Origin of the sequence: Brevibacillus sp. M2.1A (genome assembly GCF_013284355.2) — a bacterium.
In the GTDB taxonomy this organism is placed as follows: Bacteria; Bacillota; Bacilli; order Brevibacillales; family Brevibacillaceae; genus Brevibacillus.
This window is the reverse complement of the sequence record NZ_JABSUY020000001.1, coordinates 989,902-1,013,126: the sequence shown is the minus strand read 5'-3', so window position 1 is coordinate 1,013,126 and position 23,225 is coordinate 989,902. Positions and strand designations below refer to the sequence as shown.

26 protein-coding genes are annotated in these 23,225 nt (G+C 48.0%); 10 read left to right on the top strand and 16 right to left on the bottom strand.

Translation table 11 applies throughout. From position 1 onward, the window contains the following. Positions 1-48: 48 nt before the first annotated feature. Positions 49-807 (bottom strand): MBL fold metallo-hydrolase, encoded by a 759-nt coding sequence (locus HP567_RS05010; RefSeq protein WP_173611863.1) that lies wholly within the window; start codon positions 805-807, stop codon positions 49-51. Between the two features lie 118 nt (positions 808-925). On the opposite strand from HP567_RS05010, the gene HP567_RS05005 reads away from it, so the two are divergent. From HP567_RS05005 to HP567_RS29815, 3 genes are all read left to right on the top strand, one after another. Further along, complete coding sequence (locus HP567_RS05005) at positions 926-1,339, top strand: Lrp/AsnC family transcriptional regulator (RefSeq protein ID WP_173611862.1); 414 nt, start codon at positions 926-928, stop codon at positions 1,337-1,339. Positions 1,340-1,437: 98 nt separating this feature from the next. Beyond that, a complete protein-coding gene (locus HP567_RS05000; protein ID WP_173611861.1) occupies positions 1,438-1,728 on the top strand; it encodes a hypothetical protein in 291 nt (96 codons plus the stop codon). Between the two features lie 26 nt (positions 1,729-1,754). Next, on the top strand, positions 1,755-1,889 hold the full coding sequence (locus tag HP567_RS29815) for a hypothetical protein (RefSeq protein WP_012684166.1): 135 nt from the start codon (positions 1,755-1,757) through the stop codon (positions 1,887-1,889). 50 nt (positions 1,890-1,939) lie between these two features. Here HP567_RS29815 and HP567_RS04995 read toward each other — a convergent pair whose 3' ends face one another. Beyond that, positions 1,940-2,284, bottom strand: a complete 345-nt coding sequence (locus HP567_RS04995; protein WP_173611860.1) for a cupin domain-containing protein — start codon at positions 2,282-2,284, stop codon at positions 1,940-1,942. A gap of 230 nt (positions 2,285-2,514) precedes the next feature. Between HP567_RS04995 and HP567_RS04990 the strand changes: the two genes are divergently transcribed. Then, entirely contained in the window at positions 2,515-3,678 is a 1,164-nt protein-coding gene (locus tag HP567_RS04990; RefSeq protein ID WP_173611859.1) for a cation:proton antiporter, read from the top strand. Between the two features lie 93 nt (positions 3,679-3,771). Beyond that, positions 3,772-4,905, top strand: coding sequence for a glycerate kinase (locus HP567_RS04985; protein ID WP_173611858.1), 1,134 nt, complete (start codon positions 3,772-3,774; stop codon positions 4,903-4,905). A gap of 11 nt (positions 4,906-4,916) precedes the next feature. Here the strand turns inward: HP567_RS04985 and HP567_RS04980 are convergent, their stop codons facing one another. From HP567_RS04980 to HP567_RS04965, 4 genes are all read right to left on the bottom strand, one after another. Then, positions 4,917-6,353 carry a glycosyltransferase family 4 protein gene (locus HP567_RS04980; protein ID WP_173611857.1) on the bottom strand — a complete coding sequence of 479 codons (1,437 nt, stop codon included), beginning with the start codon at positions 6,351-6,353 and terminating at the stop codon, positions 4,917-4,919. 134 nt (positions 6,354-6,487) lie between these two features. After that, on the bottom strand, positions 6,488-6,637 hold the full coding sequence (rpmG, locus tag HP567_RS04975) for a 50S ribosomal protein L33 (protein WP_012684162.1): 150 nt from the start codon (positions 6,635-6,637) through the stop codon (positions 6,488-6,490). A 24-nt stretch (positions 6,638-6,661) separates the two neighbouring features. After that, positions 6,662-7,876, bottom strand: a complete 1,215-nt coding sequence (locus HP567_RS04970) for a GTP-binding protein (RefSeq protein ID WP_173611856.1) — start codon at positions 7,874-7,876, stop codon at positions 6,662-6,664. Between the two features lie 163 nt (positions 7,877-8,039). Further along, on the bottom strand, positions 8,040-8,996 hold the full coding sequence (locus HP567_RS04965; protein ID WP_173611855.1) for a hypothetical protein: 957 nt from the start codon (positions 8,994-8,996) through the stop codon (positions 8,040-8,042). Between the two features lie 254 nt (positions 8,997-9,250). On the opposite strand from HP567_RS04965, the gene HP567_RS04960 reads away from it, so the two are divergent. The 3 genes from HP567_RS04960 to HP567_RS04950 are packed head-to-tail and all read left to right on the top strand — an operon-like array spanning position 9,251 to position 12,742. Beyond that, a complete protein-coding gene (locus HP567_RS04960) occupies positions 9,251-10,615 on the top strand; it encodes a VCBS repeat-containing protein (RefSeq protein ID WP_173611854.1) in 1,365 nt (454 codons plus the stop codon). A 38-nt stretch (positions 10,616-10,653) separates the two neighbouring features. After that, a complete protein-coding gene (locus HP567_RS04955; RefSeq protein ID WP_173611853.1) occupies positions 10,654-11,361 on the top strand; it encodes a response regulator transcription factor in 708 nt (235 codons plus the stop codon). Then, positions 11,348-12,742 carry a sensor histidine kinase gene (locus HP567_RS04950; protein WP_229087909.1) on the top strand — a complete coding sequence of 465 codons (1,395 nt, stop codon included), beginning with the start codon at positions 11,348-11,350 and terminating at the stop codon, positions 12,740-12,742. The genes HP567_RS04955 and HP567_RS04950 overlap by 14 nt, the downstream gene beginning before the upstream one ends. Positions 12,743-12,848: 106 nt before the next feature. Here the strand turns inward: HP567_RS04950 and HP567_RS04945 are convergent, their stop codons facing one another. Then, positions 12,849-13,481 (bottom strand): nitroreductase family protein, encoded by a 633-nt coding sequence (locus tag HP567_RS04945; protein WP_173611851.1) that lies wholly within the window; start codon positions 13,479-13,481, stop codon positions 12,849-12,851. A gap of 127 nt (positions 13,482-13,608) precedes the next feature. Here HP567_RS04945 and HP567_RS04940 point away from each other — a divergent pair, with 127 nt between their 5' ends. Continuing rightward, entirely contained in the window at positions 13,609-14,364 is a 756-nt protein-coding gene (locus HP567_RS04940) for an SDR family NAD(P)-dependent oxidoreductase (protein WP_173611850.1), read from the top strand. Between the two features lie 223 nt (positions 14,365-14,587). On the opposite strand, the gene HP567_RS04935 is transcribed toward HP567_RS04940, so the two are convergent. From HP567_RS04935 to HP567_RS04905, 7 genes are all read right to left on the bottom strand, one after another. Then, on the bottom strand, positions 14,588-16,261 hold the full coding sequence (locus tag HP567_RS04935; protein ID WP_173611849.1) for a b(o/a)3-type cytochrome-c oxidase subunit 1: 1,674 nt from the start codon (positions 16,259-16,261) through the stop codon (positions 14,588-14,590). 15 nt (positions 16,262-16,276) lie between these two features. Next, positions 16,277-16,744: a cytochrome c oxidase subunit II gene (locus HP567_RS04930; RefSeq protein WP_144618062.1), complete on the bottom strand. Its 468-nt coding sequence runs from the start codon at positions 16,742-16,744 to the stop codon at positions 16,277-16,279. Between the two features lie 23 nt (positions 16,745-16,767). Beyond that, complete coding sequence (locus HP567_RS04925) at positions 16,768-16,935, bottom strand: cytochrome c oxidase subunit 2A (RefSeq protein WP_173611848.1); 168 nt, start codon at positions 16,933-16,935, stop codon at positions 16,768-16,770. Between the two features lie 254 nt (positions 16,936-17,189). Further along, complete coding sequence (locus HP567_RS04920; RefSeq protein WP_173611847.1) at positions 17,190-17,972, bottom strand: peptidase; 783 nt, start codon at positions 17,970-17,972, stop codon at positions 17,190-17,192. Between the two features lie 46 nt (positions 17,973-18,018). Continuing rightward, positions 18,019-18,423 (bottom strand): hypothetical protein, encoded by a 405-nt coding sequence (locus HP567_RS04915; RefSeq protein ID WP_173611846.1) that lies wholly within the window; start codon positions 18,421-18,423, stop codon positions 18,019-18,021. A gap of 551 nt (positions 18,424-18,974) precedes the next feature. Beyond that, entirely contained in the window at positions 18,975-19,631 is a 657-nt protein-coding gene (locus tag HP567_RS04910) for a response regulator transcription factor (protein ID WP_012684149.1), read from the bottom strand. Next, positions 19,606-20,676, bottom strand: a complete 1,071-nt coding sequence (locus tag HP567_RS04905; RefSeq protein WP_229087904.1) for a PAS domain-containing sensor histidine kinase — start codon at positions 20,674-20,676, stop codon at positions 19,606-19,608. Before HP567_RS04905 ends, HP567_RS04910 begins: the two co-directional genes overlap by 26 nt. 159 nt (positions 20,677-20,835) lie before the next feature. On the opposite strand from HP567_RS04905, the gene HP567_RS04900 reads away from it, so the two are divergent. Then, positions 20,836-21,357 (top strand): GNAT family N-acetyltransferase, encoded by a 522-nt coding sequence (locus HP567_RS04900; RefSeq protein ID WP_173611844.1) that lies wholly within the window; start codon positions 20,836-20,838, stop codon positions 21,355-21,357. Positions 21,358-21,397: 40 nt separating this feature from the next. Here HP567_RS04900 and HP567_RS04895 read toward each other — a convergent pair whose 3' ends face one another. Next, entirely contained in the window at positions 21,398-22,372 is a 975-nt protein-coding gene (locus HP567_RS04895; protein ID WP_173611843.1) for a copper amine oxidase N-terminal domain-containing protein, read from the bottom strand. A 126-nt stretch (positions 22,373-22,498) separates the two neighbouring features. Beyond that, positions 22,499-23,200 (bottom strand): sporulation protein YunB, encoded by a 702-nt coding sequence (yunB, locus tag HP567_RS04890; RefSeq protein ID WP_173611842.1) that lies wholly within the window; start codon positions 23,198-23,200, stop codon positions 22,499-22,501. Between the last annotated feature and the right edge of the window lie 25 nt (positions 23,201-23,225).

Genomic DNA, 23,225 nt, shown 5'->3' with positions numbered 1-23,225 from the left:
CCCGCTATCACCTGCGGAGCTTTGTTTTTTCTTTTTTATTCGATTCGCTCAATGAATAGAGATAATTTCTCCGTCCTGCGGAACATGTACACGTCCGGATAGCTGTTTTTCCTGCAAACATTCATTCAATTCCCGGCGGCTGAGCAAGCAATGGTTCCACGTCTCCATGTGGGCAACAAGGATACGACTGTCGGGCGCGGCATTTGCGACATGGACGATATCCTCCTTCGTCATCGTGATCGGGTCTCCCGTCAAGAACCGGGCCGCACCTGCGAAAACGATGATCACATCAGGACGATACGCTGCAACAGCTTGCTCCGCTTCCTCACACCAAATCGTATCCCCCGCCACATACAGCGTCTGCTCACCAGCTCGCTTCAAGACAAAGCCAGATACTGGCCCCATCTGCTGCCCAATTTCCCCTGTTCCGTGTTGACCACCTGTCCGATGCAGGTGAACCCCTTGCCATGTATACTCCTCTTCGATGGAAATGACTTGTTCGAAGCCATGCTGCATCAGCTTATCCAGATCCGGTGGCTGGCAAAATACAGGCAAATGCTTCGGGAGGAGGCGAATGGCCGCTTCATCGAGGTGATCGAAATGAGTATGCGTCACCAAGAGGGCATCGACTCCAGCAAGTACCTCTTCCACGGATATAGGCAATTCTACTCCTGGGTTCGGGCGCTGATTCGGCGTATTTGGTACTGCTGGCATTTCGCCCTTGGAGCTAAACATCGGATCGACCAAAAATGTCAGCCCTGCATATTCCACACGCAAGGTAGCATGTCGTACAAGCTGAATCTGCATGTCATTTCTTCCTTTCCTCGTTACCGTTATAATGGTTGTACGTTTATTGTATAAGGCAGTGAACGGTTGCCGCGAAACGATTGCTGGCTTCCCACTTTCGCCGTGAAAGGAGTTACGCATGCTAGACCAAATTGATCTCTCCATTCTTGCCTTGCTACGAAAAAACAGCCGCTTGCAGTGGAAGGACATCGGCGAACAGGTCCATCTAAGCGGTCAAGCCGTCGGCAACCGCATTAGACGAATGGAGGAGCAAGGGATTATTCAAGGCTACACAACGCTCATTGATGAAGCCAAAATCGCCCCGTTCCTCACTGCTCTGGTCACGATGTTCATGACTACTACTGATCATTCTCTCTTCACTCGTTTTATCAAAAGTCGTAGCGAGATCGTCGAAGCGCATCGCATTAGCGGAGAAGGCTGCTATACCATGTTGGTACATGTTCCAGATCAAGAGGCCCTCAATCATTTTTTAGATACCCTTCTTCCTTTTGGGAACTACCGCGTCAACCTATCGATTAACAAATTGAAATAGTTGGTAGTTTGTCAATGAATTCGCTCTCATGAACTTTCAGGATTGCACGATTTTGTGAACAAGAGTAGAATGATGAATACGAAAGGAGGAGAATCGCCATGGAAGATATGCTATTGCTGCTGTTTTCGCTGGAAGATTTCTTCGCCTTGGTCGCGATTTTTGTAGGATGCTTCACTTCTGCTTTTTGTCTCAGACAGTGTTGCCTGCAAAACCGGGCTCTACCGCAGAACGTCACGGATATGTACCGACCTCCCATTAACACGTTGTTGGTTGAGACTTATCCAATGGCGGCAAGGCAACCGCAGCGCCTTCGTTTCTTCAGGCGCATCCAGCATACAGACGGCGAAATGGATACATATGGTTCCTTTGTTTTGGATCGCGTAGCGTAACGAACATCCAAAAGGAGGTTGATCATATGATCGCCAAATATATCGGAGAAGCTTTGTTGTTTATTGTGGGTTTGCCTATTTTTGCTTACCAAACATTCGAAGGAATACATGCATTGGCAGATTTCTTCGCGCAAGTATCCGATTTTACCAATTTCAAATAAGCATGACACATAAAAAAGCCTGACCGCATCCATTGACGGTCAGGCTCTCTTTAATTTGCTTGGATGCGATCTCCTCTTGTTGTCGGTTGCGAGATCACAAGAAATTCCACATCCTCTGCTCCCTCGTTTTTCATCTGGTGTTTGACTCCCGGAGGCACTTCTACCCCTTCCTGCCTGCCCAGCACATGACGAACGCCATCCACTTCCAGCATAGCCTGTCCTGACAGCACGAAGAAAAACTGCCGCGACCGCTCGTGATAATGGCGCACCTCTGCTGTATTTCCGGGCATCCGCTCATGAATGACGCTGAGGTCTTGGCCTTTGACCAGATACCAGCCATCGCATTGATCTCCCCAATGATAATGCTCTGCATTCTCTTTGCTGATTTTTGCCACGCCTGCTCCTCCTCCGTTTTTTGCTCTATCTTCACACGCTGAGGAGCATTTGTCACCAAGTGTTTACTTTTTCTGCTGGCTATGTTAAAATATTTGTGTATTCTAAGTGAATATTTGATTCGTTACTGGAGGAGCCTGTCATCATAGGGTTCTTTTTGTCTTTTTTTAGCCGACAAAAAGAAAGCTGTGATTGCGGGCTCTTTTTTATTTCGTAAAAAGGGGGAAACCAGATGCTTATTTTTCAGCTGGCTGTCATTTTGATCGCCTCCAAAATCGCCGGTGACATCAGCGTGCGGCTGGGACAGCCATCCGTTTTGGGGAAACTGCTCATCGGTATCGTTCTAGGTCCTACCGTTCTCGGGCTAGTCACAGACACAGAAATCCTCAAGGAAATTAGCCAAATCGGGGTTATCCTGCTCATGTTTATCGCGGGCTTGGAGACCGATATTGATGAGTTCAAACGCACTGCCAAGTCTTCAACCAGCGTAGGTGTCGCAGGAATTGTCATGCCACTTGCACTCGGTTATGGTGCCGGGATTGCGATTGGTCTCTCCAACATTGAAGCGATCTTCCTCGGCCTGTTGCTCTCTGCTACCAGTGTGAGTATTTCCGTACAAACGTTGAAGGAATTGGGCAAGCTAAAATCAAGGGAAGGCGCAACGATCATGGGGGCTGCTGTTATCGATGACGTTTTGGTCATCTTGGCACTCGCTTTCTTGATGAGCTTTGCTGGCGGCGATGTTAATCTTGGTATGGTGATTTTGAAAAAGGTCGCATTTTTTGCCATCGTCATCGTTCTTTCCTGGAAAGTTGTCCCTTGGGTTTTGAAAAAATTTGCTCCGTTGCAGGTTACAGAATCGGTCATTTCAGCGGCACTCATTATCTGTTTCCTGTTCGCTTATTTTGCTGAATATACAGGGGTTGCCGCCATCATCGGCTCCTACATCGCCGGTGTTGCGATCAGCTTAACCAATTACAAGACAGAAGTAACGCACAAGGTCGAAACCATCAGCTACGCGGTTTTCGTGCCAGTCTTCTTCACCTCGATCGGGGTAACGGCACAGTTCTCTGGCATCTTGGAAAATCTCGGACTGATTGTGCTCCTGAGCGTCATCGCGATTGTTTCCAAGCTCATCGGTGGTGCATTTGGTGCAAAAATCACGGGCTTCCCGTGGAAAAACTCGATGGCCATTGGTGCAGCCATGGTATCGCGTGGAGAGGTGGCACTCATTATCGCCGCCATTGGTTTGGAGAACAATTTGCTCACGCAAGACATGTTTGCCGTCCTGATTGTCGTCGTACTCTTGACGACCATCGTCACTCCGCCAATGATGAAAATGTTCTTCTCGAAAACATCGCAGCCAGAAGGAATGGCGTTGAAAAAGAACGCCTAGCACAACCAAGACTGTTTCTCGCCATAGACGCGGGAGACAGTCTTTTTTTATTATGGGAAAAATACCCTCTGCACTGATAGGAGGAACACCCTCATGAAAATTGTCATCGCTCCCGATTCCTTTAAAGGCAGCCTAACAGCCAAACAGGTGGGCGAAGCCATTCGCTCAGGGATTCAACGCGTACTCCCGCAAAGTGAACTCATCGTAAAACCGATGGCTGACGGCGGGGAAGGTACTATGCAATGCCTGGTCGATGCCACAGATGGCAAAATACTGACCGCCACCGTAAAAAACCCGCTCGGACAGGACATTTCTGCTGAATTCGGCATTTTGGGTGACGGTGCAACCTGTGTGATCGAAATGGCTGCTGCGTCTGGTCTTTACTTGATTTCTTCCGCAGATCGCAACCCGCTTGTCACGACGACCTTTGGCTTTGGTCAGCTGATTACGGCCGGACTCGATCAAGGCTGCCGCAAGTTCATTCTCGGACTGGGTGGTAGTGCTACCAATGACGGAGGCGCTGGCATGCTCCAAGCTCTCGGATATGTGCTTCTCGATCAAGACGACCAGCCACTCTCTTTTGGAGGTGGGGAATTATCACGATTGAGCCGTATTGATACGAGTCAGGTTGATAAGCGACTGGCTGACTGTCACTTCGTCATCGCGTGTGATGTCACCAATCCTTTTGTTGGACCCAATGGCGCTTCACACGTTTTCGGTCCGCAAAAAGGAGCCACACCGGAAATGGTGCTGCAATTGGATGATCATTTGCGCCATTTCGCTGACTTGATCGAAAAGACCCGTGGCATCGCCATTCACGATTTGCCTGGAACTGGTGCTGCCGGTGGTGTCGCCGGTGCCCTACTCGCTTTTCTGAATGGACAGCTTACTTCCGGTATTGAGATTGTGATCGAGACGACAGAACTCGCGGAAGCCATGGACAAAGCCAATCTTGTGATCACAGGCGAGGGACAAGTCGACTTCCAGACTGCCCAAGGAAAGACGCCATGTGGAGTTGCCCAAGTCGCGCAACGATACGGCATTCCCGTCATCGTCCTCGCTGGTTCCATTGGAAATGGCATCGACACCCTTTATGAAAAAGGCGTTTCTGCCGTTGTCGGCATCACCAACAAACCGATGACCCTAGATCAATCAATGCGCGAAGCCGCCTCGCTCTTGGAGCAGACAGCCGAGCAGGTTATGCGGATTTATAGCTTGAAAACCTGATCGGCCTCTCGTTAACCGTATATGAGTGCATCGACAAGCCTTTGATAGCCGATATCGGAAAAGAAATCGAAAGTGGCTTCGGCGGAGTCATTACTCCCATCGGACTCGTCATCATTTTCCGTACATAGATCAGCAAAATTTTGGAAAACCCCGGTACTGGTGATGCTTTGGGTGTCATCATCAAAGGAACTCCAATCGTGGACGATGTCAAATGGTTGCGGGATGGCTGGCTCCTCTTTCATTCGCTCCGGCTGGGCGCCTTGCCCGGTTTCATTGCATTCTTGCAAATCTTGACGTTCATGGGAATCGGCAGCGGTGCAATGGTATTCATTTTGGGTCTCATCCTGTTGTAAAGCTTTTTCAGATTCATAAATGTGGTTGAGTCTATCGGCTGTTGCACACCAACTGAATTTCTCCAACGCAATTTGACGAGCTTCTTGCTTCATTTTCAAATACAGGGGCTTATTCATGATCAGCGAACAGATCGCATCGGCAAAGGCTTGCGGATTTTTATATTGCTTGATCAACAATCCAGATCGGCCATGCTGAATCACTTCTTTTATGCCCCCGTTTTTCGAGGCAACGACTGGCAATCCGGAAGACATCGCTTCGACGTTAACAAGTCCAAACGATTCATGCTTTTGCGAAGGACAAATGAACAAATCGGCTTTTCTAAAAACGCGATGGATATGACAATGGGGGATCGTACCTAGGAATTCAGCATGTACGCCAAATTTACGAGAGAGCGACTGCAATTGCCTTGCATATTTGCTTGTGGGTGACCCTCCTGCAATCATTACTTTGACAGGTTGGTTTACCTGTTTATTCACGAGCTTAACTGCCTGAAGCAATACGGGAACGCCTTTGCGTGGAATAAGCCTGCCTGCGAACAATAAAGTGAAAGCACGGGGATGAGAGGTTTTTTGAATAGGGGAAAAGCGAGATGTATCAACGCCAAGCCATGCAACCCGGATTTTTCTCGACATACTGGGAAACCGAGCAGAAAGTCGCCTTTCAAGAGAGGAGCTGTTGGTGATAATCAAGTCTGCCTTTCGCAACCCGGCCAAAGTCTCTGCCCGACTGGTATGGGGAAAGTTGACAAAAGTCAGCGAGTGAAGATACAAGGAGACAGTAGCTTTCGGAAACATCGATTTAATCTGCCCGACGAACTCTGGACGGTTATCAATTTGCAAAACGTCAAATTGGCGTTTTTTCAGGATTTTTTTCACATGGGTTAAATATTTCGCAGGACTCCCGGTAGGAACGCGATAGATGTGCACCCCATCGATAACAGAATACTTTGGGTACCGAGAATGCGCTCTGCTGATGATCGAGACCGAGTGCCACTTACTCAATTCTTTGGCGATCGCCAGAATTGTAATTTCGACGGACCCCCCAAGAATGGGGGGAACGGGAATTTGCTCAGGGGCGATGATCACGATTTTCATACCGATCCCTCTCCTGTTTAAGAGCTAGGACTTGCAGAGAATTTTTCTTTCGATAGACACAAGTACATTTTATGTTTGGGTGAGTAGAAGGTGTTGGGCTCGGGGCCTATTGCCCTTAGACATTTTTTTGGGAATCACTTTGTTTCCCTATGAAGGGTATAGCGCTTTAGTCGCGGGGAATATTTTTTCAGTTCCAATCGCTCGGGATGATTCCGCTTGTTTTTGGATGTGATATAGTTGCGATCTCCGGTTTCAGTGCATTGCAGGGTAATGTTCACGCGCATGGATGTCAGCCTCCTCTTTTTTGGTTACAATGTCGTCTCGATTACAGCATCTGCTGTTGGGAGTGGATCGGGCAGCTTACTCCAGTCCGCCTCGTATTCCTCATCGTTCAGGAGACATGCATCGAGATGCTTCACGATTTGCTCCTGGTTCAGATCGATCCCGATAAAGACGAGCTCTGTGGTTCGATCCCCATGTACGGGATGCCATGTTTGCTGCCAGTCTGGGTCCTCTACCAAAATGGCTTGTTGCTCTTCTGCCGATAACGCTGCTGTCCAATAGCCTGCCGTTCCGATTTCGATGGATGGCCCCGCCTGACTGAGTGTCATCGCCACGTCATTTCGTGTCGCCAACCAGAAAAAGCCTTTGGCACGCACGATTTCTTCTGGCCAAGCCTCTAACCACTTTTCAAAACGGGCTGGATGAAACGGTCTGCGACTGCGATAAACGAAGGAGGAAATTCCGTACTCGTCCGTCTCAGGTGTATGCACTTCCTTTTGCAGCTCAGCAATCCATCCCGCTGATTGACTGGCAGTCTCGAAGTCGAACAGATGGGTATTCAAAATTTCTTGCGGGTCCACCTGCCCACGAACAGCGCGGATGAAGCGAGCCTTTGGCTGTAGCTTGCGCAGAACGGCTTCCAGCTGGATTAAATCGTCTGGAGCGACGCGATCGCATTTGTTCAGAATCAACACATCACAGAATTCAATCTGGTCGATTAAAAGATCCGCGACCTCACGAGTATCCTCTGCGCCAACTGCCTGCCCTCTGTCCAAAAGGTTTTCGCCGGAAGAAAAGTCATACCAGAAGCGGTACGCATCCACTACGGTTACCATCGTGTCCAGGCGGCATAAGGACGACAAATTAATGCCATTTTCTTCGTCTACGTATGTGAAAGTCTGGGCGACAGGAACCGGCTCGCCTACTCCCGTCGATTCAATCAGTATGTAGTCATACCGTCCTTCCAAAGCCAGACGCTCTACCTCCATCAGCAAATCCTCTCGCAAGGTGCAGCAAATGCAACCATTCGACAGCTCCACGACCTTTTCGTCCACGCGTGACAGACCACTGCCTGCGAGAATTAGAGAGGCGTCTACGTTTACTTCGCTCAAGTCGTTAACGATCACGGCGACTCGTAGCCCCTCCCGATTGTTCAGGATATGGTTCAGTAGCGTCGTTTTGCCTGCTCCCAAGTACCCGCTCAGGACTGTGACAGGGATTTTCTTTTCGTTTATGCTCATGCTAGATCTCCTTTTCAGTTTGTTAAAACGTAATTATTACGATTTGTTGGTTATCATAACGCGTCAAAATATCTAAAGTCAATACAAAACGTAATTATTACGATTTAAGAGGCAAAAAAATCAGCCAGTTTTCACTCTGACTGATTCGTCCACGCCTACTCCACTATTGTTTTTTCGCCTTATTCATCCCAACTGCTTCACCATAAACCCCAATGACTGGCTGGTACGACTGACGATCATTTAACTTCCCCTGCTCGACGACTGGCTGCGGGCGATTGTCTTTCCACGTAAGCTGGCTGTACACATGACCTGTCGCAGTCGGCATCGTGACGAGGATGTCTTTTACCTGATCAACATTGCCATCCGTGATGGCGAGCTTCGGAAGAATACCACTGTCACGTTTTCCTACAGAGATAAACGTCTGCTGATTATCCTTCCCTTCGCGAACTACGACACGCAGGTTATGAGCCGTCTGATTCATCGATACGCCCATCTTATCGCCTACAAGCAAAATCAGATCCTTGATATTGTCTCCCGTTACGTCTGCATACTTCGTATCAAGGACAAAGGTACTATCGCTGCTCATACTGAAGCCGCTATTGATCGTCACATCTGGCGACGGCATATTGTCCCAGTCTGCTTTTTGAACCGTTACCTGTAAAAGCTGCGGCTGTTTGTCGACGACGTTCCATACACTGGTCGCCACCGCCAGGCGATCCTCCGTATTCAGCCCCCACAAGATTTGCTTGCCCATGTAACGCAGGTTGCCTTTCGCATCCCGGAATGGCACCAGCTCCACCAGCTTTTGCGTATATCCATTGGTTGCCTTTTGCAACTTTCCATTGGCATGATAAATCCCTTGCTTCACGTACGTAGCCTTATTGTCCGATATATCTACTGTACTCGTCGCTTTTGTTTTTGTGTTCGTTACTTTTGCCACAAATCCATCGGCAAATTGTATGTTGAACGGGATATTTTGCTCTGGTTGCAATAAGACTACCGGCGCGTACGCTTGCGACTGGGTGCCGCTCGCTTGAACCGGGTTAGCCCCAACGCCTGAAGCCATGAGAACCGCGCCGCTGCAAAGAACTGCCGCCATCGTTTTGTGCCATGCTTTCATCCTATTCTCCTCCTTCGTATAGATAACATCCAACTCCTATCCTACATTTTTAAACGAATTTGCTAGGTCAATTGTTGCTAGTAAAATGTTCCCTGTTCTCTCGCACTTTTTTCCTGTATAAGGTAGCTTAGAGCATGTTCGTTCGTTCTTGAAAAGCTCCAAAACGGGTTTTTTTACCGTTTTGCAACAAATTTGCGGGATGGGCAAGCTACAATATAGTCAAATGGATGCAGCAACAGAAAGGAACATTTGAAATGAAAAAGGCTTGGCTCGTAACGACAGCACTCTGCGCCTCGCTTGTTAGCGGTTGCGGACTCACAGATACACCCAATGAATTGATGCGCGCCCCGTCAGCAGACGGCGATCAAAAATCAATCAATCAGGCCGTCATGCAATTTTTGCCGGCTGGGTCACAATTATCTGTTCCTCTTCATCCCGCAGAAGCCAGTGCCGTCTCCCTACAGGACCTAAATGGAGATGGAGTTGCAGAGGTCGTCGCTTTTTACAAAACCGAAAAAACCGATTATGAAATCGGTGTGCTTGTGCTTACCCAAAAGCAAGGAAACTGGGAAAAGCTCTCCTCCTTTACTGGAGTCGGCAGCGAATTGGATTACGTCTCCTTTCAAGATCTCACAGGGGACAAAATTCCAGAAATGCTGATCGGAATGGGAGGCGGCGAAGATTTAAACAAGGAGCTCTCCATCTATTCGCTAGCGAATAATATGACCCAGGAATTAATGAAGCAGCCCTATACCATTATGGCAGTAGGCGATTTGACAGGAGATGATCACGCGGATCTCGCTCTCGTTGTTCTCGATAAAAATAACTTCACATCCAAAGCCGAGTTGTACGGGGCGGCGAATGGAACAATCGCCAAAAAGACAGAGATAGCCCTTGACGGATATGTGAATGGTTACTATCAGGCTATCATCGGAAAAGCTTCGTCAGCCCGAAACGCACTATTTATTGATGCTGGATTAGGTGCTCACTCTGCTTCCACTGAACTACTCCTCTGGGACAATGGACAACTGTCCAACCCTTTGGCAAAAATAGAAGGAGAGATGGACCTGACCTTCAAGCCTTATTCTTTGGAAAGTGAAGATATCAACGGTGATGGCATCATCGAGATCGGCACAAAGATACAACCCGCTGGGACAGAGGATTTGGCCATGGCAGAAATCCCCTGGGTGTCCTCCTACTTCCAATGGGACGGGAAAACGGGCTTGAAACACATCGAGGATCATTATCAAAATTATACACAGGGCTTTGACCTCAAGATTCCGGCAAAATGGGGCGAAAAGTACACCATCTCCATCAACCATGATACGAATCCACTTCTTGTCCGATTCCAATATTACGGTGCGAATGGGAAAAATAAGGCAGAATTACTAACGCTGCAAAGCATTCCACAAAACGAATGGACCAAATTTGAAAGCGGATTGAAGCAAAAGCAAGTTCCCTACATTTTGCTGAAGGAAGAGGGAAAACAAGTCTTGATCGCCATTTTACCGCAAACGACACCTACCCTTGGAAAAGCTGCGCTCGCAGAATATCGATCCATGCAGCTTACCGCAGAGGAGGTTCGTCAGCTCTACAAACCGGTGACGAGCCGGGAATAAAAGTGAAATAGTAAATCCTTATCAAGGAGATTTGCCCTATGAAGGTTCTATTACTGGAAGACGAGAAATCCATCCGGGATTTTGTGCGCATCAATCTCAAGCGCGAGGGCTATGAGGTAATCGAGGCTGGGACCGGAGAAGAGGCACTTGATCTCGCAGATCAACAATCGGACATCGTCATCGCGATTCTCGACGTCATGCTCCCCGGCATTGATGGCTTCGAAGTATGCGGGCAGCTACGAAAAAAATATCCGCGCCTCGGGATCATTATGTTGACGGCGAAAAGCCAGGAGTTGGACAAAGTCATGGGTCTCGAATTCGGGGCGGACGATTACGTCTCCAAGCCATTTAGCCCTGCGGAACTGCTGGCCCGTGTCAAAGCGTTGCAACGAAGATTGACACCCATTCCTGAGGCTGAGGACAAAAATGAAATTAACATTGCCCCCTTCAGGCTATTGCTAGATGAACGGAAGCTGATTCGGGTGGAACAAGAAATTGACCTCACGCCAAAAGAATTTGCCATCATCAAATTACTCGCTGAAAATGCGAACAAAGCCATCAGTCGAGACGAGATTTTGACAGCAGTTTGGGGTCAATTTTTTGTCGGGGACTTAAAAATCGTTGATGTGAATATCCGCCGAATCCGGCAAAAAATCGAGGACGATCCGGCTCATCCAGCTTTCCTGGAGACTGTCTGGGGGTATGGCTACCTGTGGCGAAAGGACGTCCCAGATGAAAGGCATTAAGAGTAGGCTGGTTCTTCATTTCGGCCTGATCCTCCTTCTGATCGTGCTGCTTTTGGAAGGACTGTTTTACTGGGCCGTTCATACATATTACATCGGGACTGCGACCGAAGCGTTAGTGACCCGCAGCACGACCTTCACCAATTTTATTAACAAGTACGCCACTGGCTATCGGTTAAAAGACAAAGCACGTTACATTTTGGAGAATGTTTCGAATCAGGAATACGCCAAAATTGAGGTCTTGGACCCGGGAGGAAAAGTCATTCTCAACTCCTACGGCTTTCAGACCAGCGAGATCATCAATACCCCTGACGTCATGGATGCGCTCAAGGGACAAAGTGGTCTCTACATCGGGAAAAGTCCACAATCGCGGGAGCGTGTCATCGCGGTGTCCAATCCGCTTACGTACAGCGGAGAATTTGTAGGCGTTCTTCGGTACACGATCTCTGCTGAACCGCTCTATCAAGCAGTAAATCGCATTGCCTTGTACGGCGCTGGCGTTGGGACAGGCGTAGTCGTCCTTGCTTTTGCACTCAGCCTGCTCATGGCAAAACGAATCGTCGACCCTATTGAAGATTTAACGAGTGCGGCCAAACAAATGGCGGAAGGAAATTTCGCTGTCCGCGCACCAAAACGATTCGATGATGAGGTAGGAACCCTCGCAGATACTTTCAATTACATGGCAACGGAGATAGGGAAAAACGAAAAACTGAAAAATGACTTCATCTCCTCGGTCTCCCATGAGCTGCGTACCCCACTTACGTCGATTAAAGGGTGGGGCGAAACACTCATTTCGGGTGGTTTGGAAGAACCTGAAGAGACAATGCTCGGTCTGGAAGTCATCTCCAAGGAGACAGATCGTCTGATTGGTCTGGTCGAGGAATTACTCGATTTCTCGAAGTTTCAATCCGGTGAGATGAAATTGTCTCGAGAACGTATGGATGTCCGGGATCTTCTTCATGATTTGCATCTTCAATTTTCAGTACGTGCCAACGCCAAACAAATCGAGTTGAAACTGGAGACTCCCCCTACTCCACTCATAGTTATGGGAGACCCGAATCGGCTGAAGCAAGTATTTGTGAATCTATTGGACAACGCGTTAAAATTCACGCCACAAAATGGCTCGATCGTCATCGCAGCTTCTTTGTCAGGCGATAGGCTCCTTGTCACCGTCACGGATACTGGTGAAGGCATTAACCCGGAAGACCTGCCACATGTCACAGAAAAGTTTTTCAAGGGGCGCTCCAAGCTCTCCGGCAGTGGTTTGGGATTGGCAATCTGCAAAGAGATCATTCAACTCCATGCCGGGAGGTTTTCGGTTAGCAGTGCCCTTGGTCAAGGAACATCGATTATGGTGGATTTACCGTTGTTGGCGAATCAATAAGGCAGGAAGAGCGGGTTGCTCTCCTGGAGAAGATATTGCAAAAAAACTCACCCTTGCCGCATTGAAAATGAGGCGTGGATGAGTTTTTTGCTGTTAGTACACGATATTAGAAGCTGTTTTGAATGACCAACTGATCCAGACCAAAACGGGAAGTCGAATAAGCTTGCACGCTTGCTTTCCCCAAAGTCAGCATGAGTGTTGGCAAATAGCGGGATGGGATGTTCAGCTCTTTAATGAGCGCATCACGGTTGTATCCACCCATCGGGCACGTGTCGTATCCTTTTGCTTTTGCCGCCAGCATGAGCTGCATCGCTGCATAGGACGAATTACGGATTGCTTCATCGCGCGCGATTTCCGGGTTGTTATTGTAAGCCCCTTCGATTTGCGCGATCATGGTCTCCCGTACTTGCTCTGTAACGTAACCTTTTGCCAATGCTTCATCATAAACAGGGCGAGCAGACTTGTAAGCCTCCAGATCGCCGAGAATGATGATCGTAGCGTAAGCATCCACTACCTGCTGCTGGTTGTAAGCGATTGGGAGCAGTTTTTCTTTGATAGCAGGATCGGTCACGACGAGAAAACGCCAATGCTGCAAGTTCCAAGACGATGGCGCACTTGCTGCAAGACGCAGGATTTCGTTCAGCTCGCCTTGTGGAATTTTTTCATTCGGGTCGTATTTACGCACGCTGTGACGGGCTTCCATTACCTGTTCAGCGGTAATTTTCAGTTCTGAATTCATGGTTGAATCTCCTCCATACGGTATAGTACGCTGTTAAAAAGATACTACTTACTTTATTATCGTTACAAACATTTTGCAATTAATTTTTACATTTTGCTTCATACCCTATTGTTTGGAGGCACTCTCGATGAAATACACGGATAACATTGTCATCGTCACTGGCGGTGGCCAAGGCATCGGACGGGCTGTGGCCACCATGTATGCTGCCGAAGGAGCACATGTCGTCATCGCCGAGTACAATCGCGCAGCGGGAGAAGAAACGGCCTCGCTAATCAACACAACAGAAGCAGTGAAAGGCACGGCACACTTCGAGCACATCGACGTCAGCGTACCAGCGCAAATCGAACAGTTGATGAGAACCGTCGATGAACGCTGGGGGCGGCTCGATGTTTTAATCAACAACGCGGGCTTGTCCGTATGGGAATCTCCCTATGAACTGACCGTGGAAGCATGGGACCATATCTTGAACACAAATTTGCGAAGTGTTTTTCTCGCATCGAGAGAAACAGCCAAAATCATGCGTCGCCATGGTGGAGGCGCAATCATTAATCTTTGTTCGACGCGGGCACATATGTCTGAGCCACACTCGGAGGCATACGCGGCTTCCAAAGGAGGTATTTTATCCTTAACACATGCGCTTGGTGTCTCACTCGGCCCCGATGGGATTCGGGTCAACGCGATCTCTCCCGGCTGGATTGAACACCGCGATTATGCCGCTCTTCGTCCCGGTGATCATGCCCAGCATCCGGCAGGTCGCGTAGGAACACCCGATGATATTGCCCGTGCGTGTCTATTTTTGACGCAAAAGGACAACGATTTCATTACGGGTACTGAGCTGATTGTAGATGGCGGAATGACTCGCAAGATGATATACGAGCCATAAGCTAAACCAATGCCCTCCCTCTTGAATATGCTGTGCTAACAAGAGAAAAAGGAGGAGTTGTATGCCATTTGAAGAGGAAGACCTCAGAATTCTCGCCCTATGGCTTTTGGCAATTGGGTATCTGATTCTTGCCTTTACCGAATTGGCAGCGCTAGAGTTTTTTTAAAAAAGGAGAGCCGCTCGCTTCCAAACGGAATGAGCGGCTTTTTTCGTACGTATCGTCTTACCAAGTTACAAAAGGCGGCGAGCCTGGTGCCTGGTGCTGAATTTGTTGCAAAATCGGATAACCGTACGCGAGAATAATCAGGAAGGCAACCAATCCGATCCAAACTGGCCAGCGTTCCAAAATTTTTGGAACTTCTTGCGTTGTCTCTGTCTCGGCAATCGGATATTCTGTATTCCCTTTTGGTGCGTAGAACGTCAGGTACAGCAAGATCAGGATCAAGAGAATCGCAGATACGAACAACAGTCCTCCACCGAAAGCCATCACGCGCTGGTAATCCATCCAGCCCAGAGCTAACGGGTGATCCATATACGTTGTGTAGTCTGTGCGTCGTGGCGCTCCTTGCAAGCCCATTGTGTGCATGGCGAGCGACATCAAGAACATTCCTACTGCCCAGAATACCGTTTGCACCATTGCCATCCGATTCGCAGTCTTGGTCAACTTCCGTCCGGTCAATGCTGGAATCAGCCAAAAGGTGACACCGAAGAAGGTGAGCGCAACAGCTGCCCCTACCGTGATGTGGAAGTGACCGGTAACCCAAATCGTATTGTGAACGACCGCGTTAATCTGGTTACTTGCGTTAATAATTCCCCCAGCTCCGCCAGGAATGAAGAACAGCATCCCTACAAAAGGAGCAAAGAAACGTACGTCTGTCCAAGGCAGTTTCTTGAACCAACCGAAAAGTCCAACTCCGCCTTTTTTACGTCCAGTCGTTTCAAAGATGGCAAACATCGAAAATGCTGTCATCAGTGATGGGATTACAACAATCAACGTCAGTGTAACGTGAATCATTTTCCAAGCTGGTGAGATTCCCGGCTCCATCAATTGGTGGTGGAACCCGACAGGGATCGAGAACAACAGCAGGCAGATAAAAGCGAGTCGACTGAGCGAGTCACTGAAGATGTGACCGCCAATGATTCTTGGTAAACATACATACCATGCCATATAAGCAGGCAATAGCCAGAAATAAACGAGCGGATGTCCGAAAAACCAGAACAGCGTACGGCTGAGCATGACATTTATCGTTGGCACCAGCCCGAGTGACCACGGGATGAGTTGGAACAGAACCTCCACCGCTACAGGAATCGTAGCAGTAATCCACAGGATGTAAGTAGTAACCCCCATGTAGAGGAAGAGCGGAGACGTTTTCCCTTTATTTTCACGTTTCCATTTGCGATAGCTGGCAAAAACACCGAATCCAGCTAGCCAGCTACCTACTACGAGCAAGGCAGAACCAATGTAAAAGTACGGAGATGCTTTCAGTGGTGCGTAGAACGTATAAAGGACAGAGGCTTCATTCAACAGAATGGTGACAACAGCCATCAACGTCCCTAGCGTCATGAAAATCCAGCCTGCCCATCCGAATTTCAGAGCGGCTCCGTGCAAGGAACCACCTGTCGTGCGGGCAACTCCTGAGAATATAAATCCGACGATGAAGTACGTGGTAAAAATAAGTGCCATCAACACGCCATGGGCAGTCAAAATTTGATAGTAATTTGTCCAGCTCGGCAGTTCCATGATTCCACCGCGAACCATGCCCTGTACCATCCCTGCCACAGCTGCCAATCCGAATGCAATATAAGCTACCCACACATAGGCCAAACTAAGCGTTGCCGCAGAACGCTGAACCGGAACATGTGGGAGTTTATCGTCGATCTTCCGTTCGATTACCATAGGATTCACCTACCTTTATTTCACAATAATCGTGGTCGCCATAACCTGATGACCTGCGCCACAGTATTCGTTACAAAGGATCAAATACTCACCTGGCTCGTCAAACGTGTGTGTCGCCGAGCTGATGTGTCCAGGCAGAACCATGAAATTAATGTTGGTCTCTGGAATCTGGAATCCGTGAATAACGTCTGGACTCGTAACGTGGAAATTCACCGTTGCGCCAACTGGTATTTCCATCTTGGTCGGAGAGAAGCCGAACGCAAATGCTGTCATATAAGCGTCGTATTCGTTGTCCCCCACCTGTTTCAAACCTGGTTTATCAAAAGGAGGCGTCTCCGTAACCTTCTCCGGATCAATCATTTCCATATTACTTGGCGGAGCCATCCCCATGGCAAACGCATTGACGCACAACAATACAATAAATAAGGCCAAACCGCCTGCGCCAAGCATCAACCAGATTTTTTCATATCGATGCAAATGCATAAGTACCCTCCTTTACTTCCTTATTACGCCCTATCCAGAAAAAGCCCGAATACACCCAACCAACCGACTAGAATGATACCTCCGACGATCAGAACCGCGACAAACGTTCCCTTCAAGTCTTCCTGTTCCGTTTGCAGCTTGCTGGATTTTAATTTCTTGCCTTTCTCCGCCTTGTCAACTTGCGTCTCCATCGCGCTCATCTCCTTTCCTACGTGCCTCATGGGCGCGGTGTAGTTTTCACGCCTTCATTCTAACGCTGGAACCCCTTGGAAGTAATTCGGGGAAATCCCCTAAAATGTTCCGGGAAACCCCTGATTTCGACCGTTTTATGACCATTTTTGGTCACAGGTTCGACACAAAAAAAGACGACCCCGTATGGGGGTCGTCCTTGGACTTGTTGTAGCAAGAGCGTTTCAGCACTCTGGCCTATTTATTTTCAAGTCTCTTATTCTTTATCCTCGATTGCCTCATGATTGGAGATCAATTCAAATTCTCCAATTTGAGTTTCTCCATCCACGTCATAAAGGGGGATAATTTGAACATTGCCCTTATCGTGATTCTGTTCAAGCGCTTCTTGAATTGTCTTGACTTTTGGGGTTAAATCCTCTGCTCGTACGTACCCTTCTTCCCCATTTGTGCCGACCGCAGAAATCAGATCTGGGAATTCGCCTACTGACTCTTCAGACAATCCAGAACCGTAAGTTTCGCCGTTCTCGTTTACATCGTATTCATCCCGTGATAGCAATTCCTCTATAATTGGTGAAGTTTCAGTTTCTTTTGCAAAAGAAGACCCTATTAGTTCTTGTTTGGGAGATTTATATCCAGTCACTTTGGTATATCCATTCCCATTATAGAACTCCGCTCTACTTTGGGCATAGTATCTTCCAGGAGTTATTATACGAGGGGAATATCCAATCCAACCTGCAACTTTGGAGTCATTGTACTCCATACTACTTGCTGTTTTCAAAGTTCCATTATCATCATACAGAAATGCTTGTCCACCCATATAACCGATAGGTACACTCCGAGCGGTATCGATAGAGACAACGGCTTCCACTGAATCATCACGTCCACCCGTCCCAAAACGCTCCCATACTGCAGATGTAAACGAATAGTCAATTCCCTTTACCGTTACATTATACGGATCTGAAGAAGTGTCTGCGGATGCTGGTGTGGTTATCAGAAACAATGACAAAGCTGAGCCTAATAAGATATTGCTCTTTTTCACTTTTCGCTCTCCTCACCATATTTAGTTGGATTTATGTTGTGTTACATTAATCCCTTCTTGAAGAATACAGTCTAAATTCTCCAATGACAGTTTTGCCATCTGATTTATACAAAGGTATTGATTTATAACCGAGCTCCTCCATCGATTTCTGGTAAGCATAGGCTTCTTCAGGTGAAGAAACATTTGTATTCAAATCAGAGGCTTTTACATATCCATTGACACCATTTTCACCAGTTGCACTAATTAAATCTGGTACTTGTGTTGTGCCCACAGGGTAAGGTCCTTCTCCATAAGTTTGTCCCTGCTCGTTTATTGGATAGTTAGGAGTGTTTTGACTTAATGCACCTTTGTAATTCATCGTAGAAAACAAAGCCCCGCTCTGATTTATTACAAGCGCAGCCACGAGACCAATTATGACCAGTGCAGCACCAATAAATACCTTTTTTTTCATTTGATGACCACTTACCCTTCTTTTGATAGTTGGCTCTGTTTGTTATGACGCAAAAAGGGTTCTAAATGTTCTATTTCAGCGCATAATGTGAGGAAGATGTGATACTTATGTTAGAATAAAAAGGAATTATTACCCATTTTTCATAAATAATAACATATCATTGCGTTGACGTGTACTTTCATCTAGTGAATTTGTAAAATAGGGTCTTTATGATTAGTGCTAGAGTACCGAACTACTCCCCCACAATGGAAACTTTCTGTTACGGCTGAAAGCAAATAAGACTCGCAGCTAGCGAGTCTTATTTGCTTTCACCGATTATTCACTTGATTTTTGCTCTTCAACCGCAGTTGCAACTTCCCCGGTTGTAACAACAGAAACATTACGGTTTCAACAGCCATTGTTGATATTTGTGATCAGCTATGTTGGCAATATCAATCGGAATAATAGCAGACGGATGAACAGGAATCATCGTTATTCAGGTTTTTCACGCCTAATTTTCCATCAGCGATTTTGATAAAATCCAATCGACAAAATACAAACCAAATCCATATCTACTCAAAATCCAGCCAGCCCTTCTTAATCGCATACCGCACCAAATCAGGCCGCGTGCGCAGGTGGAGCTTTTCCATAATATGCGCTTTATGCGATTCTACCGTCTTGACGGAAACAGTGAGCTGCTCCGCAATTTCCTTATTGCTGAAGCCCTTTGCGATCAAGACCAGCACTTCTTTTTCCCGATCTGTCAGGATGTCGTACTTGGCCTGCTCCTCACCGTTCTTGACCATTTGCAGGAATTCCTCGATCAGCGATTTCGTCGCAGATGGATACAAATAGGCCATGCCCTGATTGACCGAGCGAATCGCCGTGATCAAATCGAGGTCTGGGGCGCTTTTTAAAATATAGCCGGCAGCACCAGCTTGCAGTACCCGAAACAAGTATTCCTCGTCATCATGCATCGTAAGTACAAGCACCTGAATGTCTGGTGCCGTTTCCTTCAGTCTGGCTGTTGCCGTCAAGCCGTTTTCCCCAGGCGGCATGCTCAAATCCATCAGAACGACGTTGGGACGGACTTCCCATGCTTTTTCACATGCCTCTTTTCCGTCAGCTGCATAACCGACGACTTCCATGTCCTCCTGGGCGTTGATCAGCATCCCCAGCCCAGAGCGTACAATCGCATGATCATCAGCGATCAAGACGCGAATGCTCATCCTCTACCCCCTCCTTCGGCACCGGAATTCGGACGATCACCGTCGTTCCTTCCTCGGGTGCGGAGCGAATATCAACGGTACCACCAAGCAGCTGGGCACGCTCCTTCATGCCAAACACACCGAGACCTTTGCCGATGTTCAATGTTTTCTCTACTTCAAACCCTACGCCGTCATCCACAATCGTGACGACAATTTCCTTCTCCCGATTCTCGAACATGATTCCTAGATGGCTCGCCTTTGCGTATTTTGCCGTATTAGTCATGGCTTCCTGTACAATCCGGTACAGTGCTGTTTCCATCGCAGCGGAGTATCTGCGTTTCTCCCCCTGAACATGCAGCTCCACCTGGATATGAAACGTCTTTTCTACCCGTTTCATCAACGAACGTAATGCAGGCAGTAAACCGAGATCGTCCAGTGCAGACGGACGCAGCTCCAGCGCCATGCGCTTCACTTCCTCCATCGCCTTCGAAGTCATATTCACCAGTTCCGTGACATGCTGCATAACTGGCTCGCTCAATTCCCGTTGTCTGACTACGTTTAGTCCCACTAAAATACTATAAAGCGCCTGCCCTACGCCATCATGCAGCTCTCGGGCGATGCGCTTTCTTTCTTCTTCTTGTGCCTGGATCGCAAAATTCGTCAGCTTATACTGATAGCGCTCTTTTTCCACTCGCTGTTGCGCAGACATATCACGCAAAATCATGACCAGCTTCCCCTGCGATTCATCCTCTAGTCTCGCAGAGCTGGCAGCGACAGGGTAATCCACACCCGATTTCGTTCGGAGCCTCATTTCGAATGAAGGCATTTGCACGCGCTTAAAAAAGCAATCCGTGCAGCTCGTTTCTTCCATACACGTTGCCATTCCGAGACACAGCTCGCAAATATGTTTATCTCGAATCAGCTCTTCTTCTGTCCAGCCCGTCATCTGCTCAAACGCAGCATTGGCCTTTACGATTCGTCCCTCCTGATCAATCACCAGGATCGCATCGCTGACGTTGGCAAAAATGGACTGCATCAGGGAAAGCACTTCACTCGACGTACCCATGGCTCCTCCTTTTGAGACAATCATCCTAACGTTATTGTAAAGTTTCCATAAAAGAAAGTGTATCAGGGAATTCCCTGAACATCATCGGATTGACTTTTTATGAAATTAGAATATCATCTAATTAGATTAATGACAAATTCACTGGAAGGAGCTTTTGACATGCCTAGCACTACTCCCTTCCCAGCCTATAGCGCTCGATTGGTTTTTCAGCCCGTCACGGAACACGATTTCCCCGAACTGCTGATGGTGTACAATTCAAACCCCGATTATATGGAGTTTGCCTTCGGAAAACGAGTCGTCACTTTGCAGACAGTAGCAGATGACCATCAAGATAATCTGGCTTTTGCGGACTCCTACAGCTTTTCGATAAGAGAAGTACACGGTACCGAAATCATCGGGATCGCCCAGTTCATTTTGCGTAATCCGCGGGATGGCCAGCCTTGGCTCGGCCTCATCATGCTGCACAGCGCCTACCAGAGTCACGGCTACGCTAGAGAATTCCTGGATACATTAATTGCCTGGTACCGGGAAAACGGCTACACCTCTCTGCATCTGGCCGTTTTGGAGAAGAATAGCCGGGTCGTGCCTTTTTACGAGAGATACGGTTTTGCTGTCTACGAGGAAAGAGAGACGGAAAAGATCGGTCGCGTCATCTGTATGAAATACTCGATCCAGTCATGAACGTAAAAACGGGACAGCAAATGCCATCCCGTTCTTTCTCTTACTCTACTACGATTTTCTCAGCTGTGCCGATAGGCGGCAGGCTCTTTGTCATCATTGGGCCGTAAAAGGCCACTACTTGCATATCCTCTTTCAGTTCAGCTGGCGAGAGTACTTTGTTGTCTCGCGCATTGATGATCACCGTTTTCTCGGTAATGTTCAGGTTGATTTTTTCTTGGGAGGTGGCAGTAATACCGCGACCTTCTACGAGCATTTTGTAGTTGCCGTCTTTGTCAGCAGAGATGTTCGCTACTTTTCCCGCTGTCCCCAGGACGTCCTGAGTCTCCAGTCCACCTTTTACCGTGATGCTGAGCGCGCTCGTTTGTGGCGGCAAGCTCATCGCCATGAATTTTTCGGTCGTAGCATCTACGGCCATACCCAGCTTCAAATCTTCTGGCTTCAGCACTTTACCAGCTTCATCCGTAATTTTGGTGTCTTCTGTCAGGTGCAGGATGATGCCAGACTCATAGATGTTCAGTGTAACCGAGTAGCCTTTATCGGATTTGTTGATGTTCGTAATGGTACCTGTGCGCATAGGAGCGATTTCGTCCTCCACTACTGTCACTGTATCATCGGTTACATTCACGTCTGCTTGCAGGATTTCGTCTACGAATTTAACTGGCACATAGGTGCTGCCATCCAGTACGCGAGGCTCTGCTCCCAGCGTTTTGTACATTTTTGCGAAAGGATAGCGATCCTCTCCTTCTTTTGCGTAGCTGGTGATCGCGCCTCTTTGCACTTCTGCTGCTTTTTCCTTGTCGTTCCAGCTTACTTTGAAACCAAGGGCTTCAGCAACAGGACGAAGTGGAACCAGTACGGTTTGTTGACCTTTATCGAAGATCGCATCTTGTGCGATTGATTGACCGTTAATGTTAACAGAAAGTTCTTTTACTGGTTCGGAGGTTGCAGATGCCACGCTAGTTCCCAAAACGGCCAGTGCCGCGATTGTCATCATACCTGTACGGAATGTTTTCATATTGTTTATGCCTCCAATGTGCTTGCTTGTTTTTGTGTGTCTCTATTCATTGGACGGCACCCTTTCAGAAACGTTTCAAATTAATTTTCATAGATGTGTAAATCGTTCGCGTAAAAGCGAAAAACATCACGGCTGGCTTGGGATTTGGCTGTTTTGTGGCATCGGCACATCGGGCTTACCAGACTGGTTGTCGTACAAATAAGTCGGTACCTTGCCGACAATCAGGGCTTCGGAGACCGGGATTTGTGTGGTGACCGTCTGTTGTTTAGTCGCGAACGGGATAATGACCCGCAAATCGACCTCGACATGAATGTAGACAGTCACCAGCACCATGTTGATCCCGGCTTGCTTCAGGCCTGTTTCCAGCTTCGTTTTGACGGCTCCAATCGGGACGAACGACACCGGAATATCAGGCCCAAAGTGCTCCAGAAAGACGTTTTTCGTAGCCAAGCCTAGTGGTATGGTTGTCTGGACGTGCTCCTGCTCGAATTCCTTCAAGCGATTTTGAATACGGGCTGTCGTTTCCCCCACAATCCGGGAGTACTCTTTGAAATTAAAATTCACCGCTTTGATGCTGCCATTCTCGTCTTTCTCCATGATGACAACTTCATTGACGTCGACACCCTGCTGGGTCATGCGTTTGGTGACTGCATCGGTAATGGCGAGCTTGGCAACCTGCTCTGCCTTGGCTTGGGCAATCAACATTAGCGTCGGCTCTACCCTGCGTTCCACAACGATAAACAAAACGATCAATACCACAATAATCAGCAGGAACCCCGCGAAAATTCTCCGTCTACGTCTTTTCCAGCCTCCCCTTCTCAAGCGCACGATGGCTCCCTCTCCCCTTTTGCGA

Bases quoted from the DNA above. Each gene is read 5' to 3' on its own strand.
- HP567_RS04955 (WP_173611853.1), top strand. From the start codon at position 10,654: ATGAAGGTTCTATTACTGGAAGACGAGAAATCCATCCGGGATTTTGTG.
- HP567_RS29815 (WP_012684166.1), top strand. From the start codon at position 1,755: ATGATCGCCAAATATATCGGAGAAGCTTTGTTGTTTATTGTGGGTTTG.
- HP567_RS04915 (WP_173611846.1), bottom strand. From the start codon at position 18,423: ATGAAAAAAAAGGTATTTATTGGTGCTGCACTGGTCATAATTGGTCTC.
- HP567_RS04990 (WP_173611859.1), top strand. From the start codon at position 2,515: ATGCTTATTTTTCAGCTGGCTGTCATTTTGATCGCCTCCAAAATCGCC.
- HP567_RS04925 (WP_173611848.1), bottom strand. From the start codon at position 16,935: ATGGAGACGCAAGTTGACAAGGCGGAGAAAGGCAAGAAATTAAAATCC.
- HP567_RS05005 (WP_173611862.1), top strand. From the start codon at position 926: ATGCTAGACCAAATTGATCTCTCCATTCTTGCCTTGCTACGAAAAAAC.
- HP567_RS04950 (WP_229087909.1), top strand. From the start codon at position 11,348: ATGAAAGGCATTAAGAGTAGGCTGGTTCTTCATTTCGGCCTGATCCTC.
- HP567_RS04965 (WP_173611855.1), bottom strand. From the start codon at position 8,996: ATGAAAGCATGGCACAAAACGATGGCGGCAGTTCTTTGCAGCGGCGCG.
- HP567_RS04910 (WP_012684149.1), bottom strand. From the start codon at position 19,631: ATGAGCATTCGCGTCTTGATCGCTGATGATCATGCGATTGTACGCTCT.
- HP567_RS04940 (WP_173611850.1), top strand. From the start codon at position 13,609: ATGAAATACACGGATAACATTGTCATCGTCACTGGCGGTGGCCAAGGC.
- HP567_RS04930 (WP_144618062.1), bottom strand. From the start codon at position 16,744: ATGCATTTGCATCGATATGAAAAAATCTGGTTGATGCTTGGCGCAGGC.
- HP567_RS04945 (WP_173611851.1), bottom strand. From the start codon at position 13,481: ATGAATTCAGAACTGAAAATTACCGCTGAACAGGTAATGGAAGCCCGT.
- HP567_RS04980 (WP_173611857.1), bottom strand. From the start codon at position 6,353: ATGAAAATCGTGATCATCGCCCCTGAGCAAATTCCCGTTCCCCCCATT.
- HP567_RS04985 (WP_173611858.1), top strand. From the start codon at position 3,772: ATGAAAATTGTCATCGCTCCCGATTCCTTTAAAGGCAGCCTAACAGCC.
- HP567_RS04960 (WP_173611854.1), top strand. From the start codon at position 9,251: ATGAAAAAGGCTTGGCTCGTAACGACAGCACTCTGCGCCTCGCTTGTT.
- HP567_RS05000 (WP_173611861.1), top strand. From the start codon at position 1,438: ATGGAAGATATGCTATTGCTGCTGTTTTCGCTGGAAGATTTCTTCGCC.
- rpmG (WP_012684162.1), bottom strand. From the start codon at position 6,637: ATGCGCGTGAACATTACCCTGCAATGCACTGAAACCGGAGATCGCAAC.
- HP567_RS04970 (WP_173611856.1), bottom strand. From the start codon at position 7,876: ATGAGCATAAACGAAAAGAAAATCCCTGTCACAGTCCTGAGCGGGTAC.
- HP567_RS04895 (WP_173611843.1), bottom strand. From the start codon at position 22,372: ATGAAAACATTCCGTACAGGTATGATGACAATCGCGGCACTGGCCGTT.
- HP567_RS04935 (WP_173611849.1), bottom strand. From the start codon at position 16,261: ATGGTAATCGAACGGAAGATCGACGATAAACTCCCACATGTTCCGGTT.
- HP567_RS04900 (WP_173611844.1), top strand. From the start codon at position 20,836: ATGCCTAGCACTACTCCCTTCCCAGCCTATAGCGCTCGATTGGTTTTT.
- HP567_RS05010 (WP_173611863.1), bottom strand. From the start codon at position 807: ATGCAGATTCAGCTTGTACGACATGCTACCTTGCGTGTGGAATATGCA.
- HP567_RS04905 (WP_229087904.1), bottom strand. From the start codon at position 20,676: ATGGGTACGTCGAGTGAAGTGCTTTCCCTGATGCAGTCCATTTTTGCC.